Source organism: Amycolatopsis vastitatis (genome assembly GCF_002234595.1).
In the GTDB taxonomy this organism is placed as follows: Bacteria; Actinomycetota; Actinomycetes; order Mycobacteriales; family Pseudonocardiaceae; genus Amycolatopsis; species Amycolatopsis vastitatis.
Map to the genome: position 1 here is coordinate 327950 of NZ_NMUL01000016.1, position 7873 is coordinate 335822.

Consider the following 7873-nt stretch of genomic DNA (forward strand, 5'->3'; position numbering starts at 1 on the left):
ACGCAGCAAGCACGAGGGGAAGAGAAAGCGCGGATGTCCGTCACCAACCCTCCACGTCCGCCTGGCCCGCCCGGGCCTCCGCCGCCCGGCCGCCAGCCGGGCCCGCCGCCGCGGCCGGTGAGACCCGGCGTCCCGGGCGGACCGGTTGGCGTTCCCGGTGGACCTGGCGGACCCGGACCCGGTGGCGGCCCCGGCGTTCCCGGACGGCCCGCTGTCCCCCCGCGCGGCCCCGGTGGTCCTGGCGGTCCCGCTGGCCCGGTCGGGCGTCCCGGCGGACCTGGCGGACCCGGCGGTCCCGGCGGTCCGGGTGGTCCCGGCGGCCCTGGCGGCGGTGGGCCCGGCGGTCCCGGCGGTCCGAGCGGCCCCCAGGGACCCGACGACAGCGGCGCTCCCACTCCCCTGCCTCCCGTGCGGATGGCCCCGCCGGCACGGCGTCGCTCCTCCGGCGTGAACCTCGGCCCGCTCCCGGTGGCCAACCTCGTCGTGCTCGAAGTCGGTCTCGCGATCGGGCTCGTGCTCCTCGCGATCGACATGTCGATGAAGTACGTCGGGATCGGCATCCTCGGCTTCGCCCTCATCGTCGCGCTGCTGCGCTGGCGCGGCCGCTGGTTCACCCAGTGGGTCGGGCTGACGCTGCGCTACTCCTTCCGCTCCCACGACCGGGTCGCGAACCCGCTGCCGCCGAGCACCGTCGAGGAGCTGGCCGCCGAGGAGACCACGGTCACCGGCGCGGACGACGCCCGCGTGAACCTGCTCCGCATCGCCGTGCCGGACCTCGTGGTGGCGCACGGCGTCGACCACGAAGTCCAGCAGGTCGGCCTCGCGTGGAACGACGGCACCTGGACGGCGGTGCTGCTCGTAGAGCCGACGCCGGCGTTGATCACCCAGGCCGACGGCGCCCCGAGCCTGCCGCTGTCGGCGCTCGCGCCGTGCCTCGAAGACCGCGGCGTGGTCCTCGACTCGATTCAGACGATCTGGCACTGCTACCCCGGCAGCGCGGCGCTGCCGTCGGATTCGCCGGCGCTGAGCTCCTACATGGAGGTGCTCGGGCCGCTGCCCGCGGCGGCGCGGCGGACGACGTGGGTAGCCATCCGGCTGGACCCGAAGCGCTGCCCGGCGGCGATCCGCGAGCGCGGCGGCGGCGTCGTCGGCGCCCACCGCGCGCTGATCGGCGCGCTTTCGCGGGTGCGCAACGCACTGGAGTCGCAGGGCGTGCCGACGCGGCCGCTGGACCCGGACGAGCTGCTGCGCGCGAGCATCTCCGCCGCGGAGCTGACGTCGGTCGCCGGTTCGCCGAACAAGGTGACGTTGCAGGAACGGTGGTCGGGCGTGACCGCGGCCGGCATCGGGCACGCGAGCTACGCGATCACCGGCTGGCCGAAGGGCAAGATCACCGGCAGCCTGAACGCGCTGACGAGCGTCCGGGCGCTGTCGGCGACGCTCGCGATGTCGATCTCCCCGGCGTCCGACGAAGGCAAGATCGGGCTGCGCGGCGTGGTCCGGCTGAGCGCGCGGAACCCGCGTGAGCTCGACGCCGCGGACCAGCGGCTGCAGGGGCTGGCCGAGCGGCTCGACGTGACCCTGACGCCGTTGCGCGGGCTGCAGGTTTCCGCGTTCGCCGCGACGCTGCCGATCGGAGGTACGGCATGACTTCCCGCGTCCGTGACGCCGGGCAGAACACCGGTGTGGCGCCGGAGTTCACCGTGGACCCCGCGATGCTCGACGCGGTCAGCCCGTCGGGTGACCGCGGCGGCATCGTGCTCGGCTCGGGGCTGAAGGGCGAGCCGCTGACGATCTCGGCGCTGCGCTCGACCCCGACCCGCATCGTGCTGGTGGGCGGGCTGTACCTGGCCCGCCAGGTGGCCATGCGCGCGATGGCCGTCGGCGCGTGGGTCGTGGTCGCGACCGGCCGCCCGACCGAGTGGCAGATGCTCTCCCGTGCGGCCGGCAGCCGCGACGGGCGGCCGTCGCCGCTGGTGCAGATCCGCCGGCTGTCGCCGGTCGAGCTGCCGCGGCCGTCGGAAGACGCGCCGCTGCTGGTGGTCACCGACGGCGGCCCGACCCCGCAGGACCTGTTCCCGCCGAGGTCGCCCTGGCAGACGACGATCTACGTCCTCCCGTACCTGCACCCGCAGGCGGGCGCGACGGCCAACGCGGCGGACCTGGTGCTGATGCAGCGCCTCCCGGCCGGCCAGGCCGAGCTGGCGGCCCGCATCTGGCGGCTCCCGCCGCAGATGATGCGTCAGCTGACGACGTTGAAGGACGACCAGGTGGTGGCATTGGGCCGCAACCTCTGGCGCCCGTTGCGCCTGGTCACGACGAGCAAGGAGCAGCAACTCCTCGGCCCGGTCCGCCGCGGCGACTGACCCGGCCCCGGCGGTCGTGAGTGAGAAACAGGGTTAGAACACTGTTTCTCACTCACGACGGCGAGGTGCGGACGTTGCGGGTCTGGGCCGCGCGGGCGGCGAGTTCGGCGTCGGGCGGGTAGTCGACGGCGGTGAGCGTGAGGCCGTGAGCCGGGGCCACCGCACTGTCGCGGATGCCGCTCTCCAGCACCTTCGACGGCCACGCGTCGCTGCGGCGGCCGTCGCCCACCAGCAGGAGGACGCCGACCAGGCTGCGGACCATCGAGTGGCAGAACGCGTCCGCCGAGACCCGGACCTCCAGCAGGTGCTCGTCCACCCGCGCCCACTCCAGGCGCTGCAGCTCGCGGATCGTCGTGCCCGTGTCACGCTGCTTGCAGTACGCCGCGAAGTCGTGCAACCCCAGCAGTTCCGCGGCGGCGGCGTTCATCGCGTCCGTCGACAGTGGACGGTTCCACGCCAGGGTGTCGTGGCGGCGCAACGGGTCCACGCCCCACGGCGCGTCCGAGACGCGGTAGCGGTAGTGACGGCGGATAGCCGAGAACCGCGCGTCGAACCCGTCGGGCGCGATCCGGGCACCCAGCACGCGGACGTCACCCGGCAGGAGACGGTTCCAGCGGCCGGCCATGCGGGTCAGGTCGGGGATGCCCTCGGGAGAGACCGGAATCCGGCCCTCCGCGGAAGGCGGAAGCGGGACAACGTCGACGTGGACCACCTGGCCGGTCGCGTGCACCCCGGCGTCCGTACGCCCCGCCACCACCACGGACTTGGGCACCGAAGCCCCGGGCGGCTGGCGCTCCAGGGCCTCCTCCAGGAGCCCCTGGACCGTCCGGCGGCCCGGCTGGCGGGCCCAGCCCGAGAAGTCCGTGCCGTCGTAGGAGACGTCCAGGCGCAGACGAACGAGCCCGCCCTCCCCGGGGGGAGTGGCGGGCTCGTCCGGTGTCGAAGCGGCCGTCAGGACGTCAGTCCTTCTTGGCGTCCGCGTCGGCAGCCGCATCGTCCTGAGCCGGGGCCTCGGTCTCGGCGGCAGCGGTGTCCTCGGCGGCCGGAGCCTCCTCGGCGGCGGGCGCCTCGGTGGTGGTCTCCTCGGCAGCCGGGGCGGCCTTCGTCTCGTCCTTGGCGAACTTCGTCTTCCGAGCGCGCTCGGCTTCCGAAGTCACGGTCTTCTCGGCCACCAGCTCGATGACGGCCATGGCGGCGTTGTCGCCCTTGCGCGCCATCGTCTTGGTGATCCGGGTGTAGCCGCCCGGACGCTCCGCGAAGTGCGGACCGATCTCGGCGAACAGCTTGTGCACGACGTCCTTGTCACGGACGACCTTCTGCACCTGACGGCGGTTGTGCAGGTCGCCCCGCTTCGCCTTCGTGATCAGCTTCTCGGCCAGCGGGCGGACCCGGCGGGCCTTCGCCTCGGTGGTCGTGATCTTGCCGTGCTCGAACAGCTGCGTGGCCAAGTTGGCCAGGATCAGCCGCTCGTGCGCGGACGACCCGCCGAGCCGGGCTCCCTTGGTAGGGGTGGGCATTGGTTCTCCTACTAGTTCAGCTCGCAGCGTCCAGGCACAGAGCCCTAGAGCTGCTCGGTCTCTGCGTAGTCCTGGCCATCGTCGTGGCCGTCCGAAATCCCGTCGGCGATGCCACCGACACCCTCCGACCAGCCTTCACCGTCGTAGCTGGCGGCCGCCGCGGTCGGGTCGAACCCGGGCGGGCTGTCCTTCAGCGCGAGACCGAGGCCGACGAGCTTGAGCTTGACCTCGTCGATCGACTTGGCGCCGAAGTTGCGGATGTCGAGCAGGTCCGCCTCGCTGCGCGAGACGAGCTCGCCCACCGTGTGGATGCCTTCGCGCTTGAGGCAGTTGTACGACCGGACGGTGAGGTCCAGGTCCTCGATCGGCATCGCGTAGGCGGCGATGGTGTCCGCTTCCTGCGGCGACGGGCCGATCTCGATGCCTTCGGCGTCGACGTTCAGCTCGCGGGCGAGACCGAACAGCTCCACCAGCGTCTTGCCGGCCGACGCGACCGCGTCGCGCGGCGTGATCGACGGCTTGGTCTCGACGTCCAGGATCAGCTTGTCGAAGTCGGTGCGCTGCTCGACACGGGTGGCCTCGACCTTGTAGGTCACCTTGAGCACCGGCGAGTAGATCGAGTCGACCGGGATCCGGCCGATCTCCGCGCCCGCCTGCTTGTTCTGCAGGGCCGGGACGTACCCACGGCCGCGCTCGACGACGAGCTCGATCTCGAGCTTGCCCTTGCCGTTCAGCGACGCGATGTGCAGGTCCTGGTTGTGCACGGTGACACCCGCCGGCGGCACGATGTCGGCCGCCGTGACCTCACCGGGGCCCTGCTTGCGCAGGTACATGGTGACCGGCTCGTCCTCTTCCGAGGACACCACGAGCTCCTTGAGGTTCAGGATGATGTCGGTGACGTCTTCCTTCACCCCGGGAACGGTGGTGAACTCGTGCAGCACGCCGTCGATGCGGATGCTCGTCACGGCCGCGCCCGGGATGGACGACAGCAGCGTACGACGCAGCGAGTTGCCGAGCGTGTAGCCGAAGCCGGGCTCCAGCGGTTCGATGGTGAACCGGGAGCGGGTCTCGTTGACCGTCTCTTCGCCGAGAGCCGGCCGCTGGGAAATCAGCATTTCTTCCTAATTCCTTTCCAGACGACGCCCGCCATATGACGTCGAAGGGATGGCGCGGCGGCGGTGCACCTGTTGCACCGCCGCCCGGGTCCGACCGGGGCCGGACTACTTCGAGTAGAGCTCGACGATCAGCTGTTCCTGGACCGGAACGTCGATCTGCGCACGCTCCGGGAGCTGGTGGACCAGCACGCGGAGGTTGGACTGGACGACCTGCAGCCACGCCGGGATCGGGCGGTCGCCGAAGGACTCCTTGGCCACGACGAAGGGCAGCATCGAGAACGACTTCGGCCGCACGTCGATGATGTCCCACTTCGAGACCTGGAACGACGGGACGTTGACCTTCTTGCCGTTGACCACGAAGTGGCCGTGGCTCACCAGCTGACGCGCCTGACGGCGGGTGCGGGCGATGCCGGCGCGGTAGATCACGTTGTCCAGGCGGGACTCGAGGATCTGCAGCAGGTTCTCACCGGTCTTGCCGGGACGCCGGACGGCTTCCTTGTAGTACCGGACGAACTGACGCTCGAGAACGCCGTAGGTGTAGCGAGCCTTCTGCTTCTCCTGCGACTGCAGGAGGTACTCGGACTCCTTGATGCGCCCGCGGCCGTGCTGGCCCGGCGGGTAGGGGCGACGCTCGAAAGCCTGGTCGCCGCCGATGAGGTCAACCTTGAGGCGACGCGAAATACGCGTCGCGGGGCCGGTGTAACGAGCCATTTCTTCTTACTCCTCCCCGTTCCTCAGACCCGGCGCCGCTTGGGCGGGCGGCAGCCGTTGTGAGGCTGCGGGGTCACGTCCTGGATGGTGCCGACCTCGAGGCCGGCCGCCTGCAGCGAGCGGATCGCCGTCTCGCGGCCCGAACCCGGGCCCTTCACGAAGACGTCGACCTTCTTCATGCCGTGCTCGGCGGCCTTGCGGGCAGCGTTCTCGGCGGCCATCTGCGCGGCGAACGGGGTGGACTTGCGCGAGCCCTTGAAGCCCACGTGCCCACTCGACGCCCACGCGATCACGGCACCGGTCGGGTCCGTGATCGAGACGATGGTGTTGTTGAAGGTGCTCTTGATGTGCGCGTGACCGTGCGCGACATTCTTCTTTTCCTTGCGGCGGACCTTCTTGGCCCCGGCCGCAGTACGAGACTTCGGTGGCATGTTGTGAGGGATCTCCTGTTAGCGCGCGTTCTCTTGGTGAGCGGCGACCGCTTCGGCCTGGCCGCGCCGGATGATCGAACCGGCGTCGGTGTACAGGTTGCGGAGCGCCATCGGGCGGGCGTAGAGCGCCTTGGGCGAGACACAAGCCGCGCCGCGGCGGTGAACGCCACCCATCTGCACGACCTTCTTGCCCTGGACGCTCACTTCTTGCCAGCCTTCTTCTTGCCGGCGACCGTCTTCTTCGGACCCTTGCGGGTACGGGCGTTGGTCTTCGTGCGCTGCCCACGGACGGGAAGTCCGCGGCGCCAGCGAAGGCCCTCGTAGCACCCGATCTCGATCTTCCGACGGATGTCGGCGTTCACCTCACGGCGAAGGTCACCCTCGACCTTGAAGTTCTCTTCGATGTACACACGCAGCTTCGCGAGGTCGTCATCGCTGAGGTCTTTGACGCGGGTGTCCGCGTTGAGCTCGGCAGCCTTGATGAGCTGCTTCGAGCGGGTACGGCCGATGCCGTAGATGTAGGTAAGCGCGATCTCCAACCGCTTTTCGCGGGGGAGGTCTACGCCAGCGAGTCGTGCCATTGGCGTTGATGCTCCTTCTTCGGTTTCATCTTCAGGTCTGCTCCCCGTCCGGTTCCGGGACCGACTCGCCTGTCGTGCCCTCGGCTTGCGCTTCGGGTGTCCCGGCCCCGGCCTGAAGCCCGGGGGTGAACCGGACCACTCGCGTGGCCCGGCAGGTGCGGGGAGGTTGTGTAGCCGTCAATCCACTCTGCTCGAGTGCGAGTGATCAGCCCTGCCGCTGCTTGTGCCGCAGGTTTTCGCAGATCACCATGATCCGGCCGTGACGGCGGATCACCTTGCACTTGTCGCAGATCTTCTTGACGCTCGGCTGGACCTTCACGTCTTCTGCTCTCCTGCTGTTGAGCTGCTCTTCGTGATCACTTGTAGCGGTAGACGATGCGACCACGAGAGAGGTCGTAGGGCGAGAGCTCCACGACAACCCTGTCCTCCGGCAGGATGCGGATGTAGTGCTGCCGCATCTTGCCGCTGATGTGTGCCAGGACCTTGTGACCGTTCTCCAACTCGACGCGGAACATCGCGTTGGGGAGCGGCTCGACTACGCGGCCTTCGACCTCGATGGCCCCGTCTTTCTTCGCCATGTCCTCCGCATTTCCTTAGTCGGCACTGCCTGTCGCTACATACTGTGACCAACCGGAGCACTAGTGCCGGGTTGGGCGGTACGTCGGCACACCGGTGCCCGAGTCCCAGTAGACCGTGAGTTCACGAACGCGCAGGATCCGGGCGCGATAAGTGCGCCGACTTGACAGTGTACGCAACTCGTGTCGCGACCCCCAAACCGGGGGTGACCATGCTAAAGGAACGCGCAGGTGGACGTGATCGCGATCACCTCTTGTGGGTGAATGCGCAGGTCAGGAGTCTTCCGCAGCGGTGAGCACCCAGGGGCCGTCTTCGGTGATCGCGACGGTGTGCTCCCAGTGGGCCGCGCGGGAGCCGTCGGCCGTGACGACCGTCCAGCCGTCGTCCAGCTCGCGGGTCTCCCCGCCACCGCCGGTGAGCATCGGCTCGATCGCCAGCGCCATGCCGGGCTTCAGCCGCGGGCCCTTGCCGGGCTTGCCGACGTTGGGCAGGAACGGGTCCATGTGCATCTGGCGGCCGATGCCGTGGCCGCCGTACTCGACGATCATCCCGTACTCGACGCCGTCGTCGCGGCCC

At 69.9% G+C, this 7873-nt stretch carries 13 protein-coding genes; 3 read left to right on the plus strand and 10 right to left on the minus strand.

The genetic code is table 11. From position 1 onward, the window contains the following. Positions 1-145: 145 nt before the first annotated feature. The 3 genes from CF165_RS53425 to CF165_RS19670 are packed head-to-tail and all read left to right on the plus strand — an operon-like array spanning position 146 to position 2366. Positions 146-451 carry a hypothetical protein gene (locus CF165_RS53425; RefSeq protein WP_167441511.1) on the plus strand — a complete coding sequence of 102 codons (306 nt, stop codon included), beginning with the start codon at positions 146-148 and terminating at the stop codon, positions 449-451. Beyond that, entirely contained in the window at positions 415-1650 is a 1236-nt protein-coding gene (gene eccE / locus CF165_RS19665) for a type VII secretion protein EccE (protein ID WP_093949021.1), read from the plus strand. The genes CF165_RS53425 and eccE overlap by 37 nt, the downstream gene beginning before the upstream one ends. Beyond that, positions 1647-2366: a hypothetical protein gene (locus tag CF165_RS19670; protein WP_093948982.1), complete on the plus strand. Its 720-nt coding sequence runs from the start codon at positions 1647-1649 to the stop codon at positions 2364-2366. Before eccE ends, CF165_RS19670 begins: the two co-directional genes overlap by 4 nt. Before the next feature lie 52 nt (positions 2367-2418). Here CF165_RS19670 and truA read toward each other — a convergent pair whose 3' ends face one another. The 10 genes from truA to CF165_RS19720 form a co-directional block, all read right to left on the minus strand. Next, a complete protein-coding gene (gene truA / locus CF165_RS19675; protein ID WP_167441512.1) occupies positions 2419-3360 on the minus strand; it encodes a tRNA pseudouridine(38-40) synthase TruA in 942 nt (313 codons plus the stop codon). Beyond that, the gene (rplQ, locus tag CF165_RS19680) at positions 3326-3883 is read right to left on the minus strand and encodes a 50S ribosomal protein L17 (protein WP_093948983.1); all 558 of its coding nucleotides are present in this window, start codon (positions 3881-3883) and stop codon (positions 3326-3328) included. The genes truA and rplQ overlap by 35 nt, the downstream gene beginning before the upstream one ends. 44 nt (positions 3884-3927) lie before the next feature. Further along, positions 3928-4998: a DNA-directed RNA polymerase subunit alpha gene (locus CF165_RS19685; protein WP_043781960.1), complete on the minus strand. Its 1071-nt coding sequence runs from the start codon at positions 4996-4998 to the stop codon at positions 3928-3930. 105 nt (positions 4999-5103) lie between these two features. Next, positions 5104-5709, minus strand: a complete 606-nt coding sequence (gene rpsD / locus CF165_RS19690) for a 30S ribosomal protein S4 (protein ID WP_093948984.1) — start codon at positions 5707-5709, stop codon at positions 5104-5106. A gap of 23 nt (positions 5710-5732) precedes the next feature. After that, positions 5733-6140: a 30S ribosomal protein S11 gene (gene rpsK / locus CF165_RS19695; RefSeq protein WP_004558885.1), complete on the minus strand. Its 408-nt coding sequence runs from the start codon at positions 6138-6140 to the stop codon at positions 5733-5735. Positions 6141-6158: 18 nt separating this feature from the next. Beyond that, positions 6159-6344 (minus strand): hypothetical protein, encoded by a 186-nt coding sequence (locus CF165_RS19700; protein ID WP_093948985.1) that lies wholly within the window; start codon positions 6342-6344, stop codon positions 6159-6161. Then, a complete protein-coding gene (rpsM, locus tag CF165_RS19705) occupies positions 6341-6721 on the minus strand; it encodes a 30S ribosomal protein S13 (protein WP_034285908.1) in 381 nt (126 codons plus the stop codon). Before rpsM ends, CF165_RS19700 begins: the two co-directional genes overlap by 4 nt. Before the next feature lie 205 nt (positions 6722-6926). Continuing rightward, complete coding sequence (gene rpmJ, locus CF165_RS19710; protein ID WP_004558882.1) at positions 6927-7040, minus strand: 50S ribosomal protein L36; 114 nt, start codon at positions 7038-7040, stop codon at positions 6927-6929. 37 nt (positions 7041-7077) lie between these two features. Beyond that, positions 7078-7299, minus strand: coding sequence for a translation initiation factor IF-1 (gene infA / locus CF165_RS19715; protein ID WP_004558881.1), 222 nt, complete (start codon positions 7297-7299; stop codon positions 7078-7080). A gap of 270 nt (positions 7300-7569) precedes the next feature. Then, the coding region (locus tag CF165_RS19720) for a M24 family metallopeptidase (protein ID WP_143268612.1) at positions 7570-7873 on the minus strand (304 nt) is incomplete at its 5' end.

Coding starts and splice junctions, on each gene's coding strand:
- rpsD (WP_093948984.1), bottom strand. CDS start 5,709: ATGGCTCGTTACACCGGCCCCGCGACGCGTATTTCGCGTCGCCTCAAG.
- CF165_RS19670 (WP_093948982.1), top strand. CDS start 1,647: ATGACTTCCCGCGTCCGTGACGCCGGGCAGAACACCGGTGTGGCGCCG.
- truA (WP_167441512.1), bottom strand. CDS start 3,360: ATGCGGCTGCCGACGCGGACGCCAAGAAGGACTGACGTCCTGACGGCC.
- infA (WP_004558881.1), bottom strand. CDS start 7,299: ATGGCGAAGAAAGACGGGGCCATCGAGGTCGAAGGCCGCGTAGTCGAG.
- rplQ (WP_093948983.1), bottom strand. CDS start 3,883: ATGCCCACCCCTACCAAGGGAGCCCGGCTCGGCGGGTCGTCCGCGCAC.
- rpsM (WP_034285908.1), bottom strand. CDS start 6,721: ATGGCACGACTCGCTGGCGTAGACCTCCCCCGCGAAAAGCGGTTGGAG.
- rpsK (WP_004558885.1), bottom strand. CDS start 6,140: ATGCCACCGAAGTCTCGTACTGCGGCCGGGGCCAAGAAGGTCCGCCGC.
- CF165_RS19685 (WP_043781960.1), bottom strand. CDS start 4,998: ATGCTGATTTCCCAGCGGCCGGCTCTCGGCGAAGAGACGGTCAACGAG.
- eccE (WP_093949021.1), top strand. CDS start 415: ATGGCCCCGCCGGCACGGCGTCGCTCCTCCGGCGTGAACCTCGGCCCG.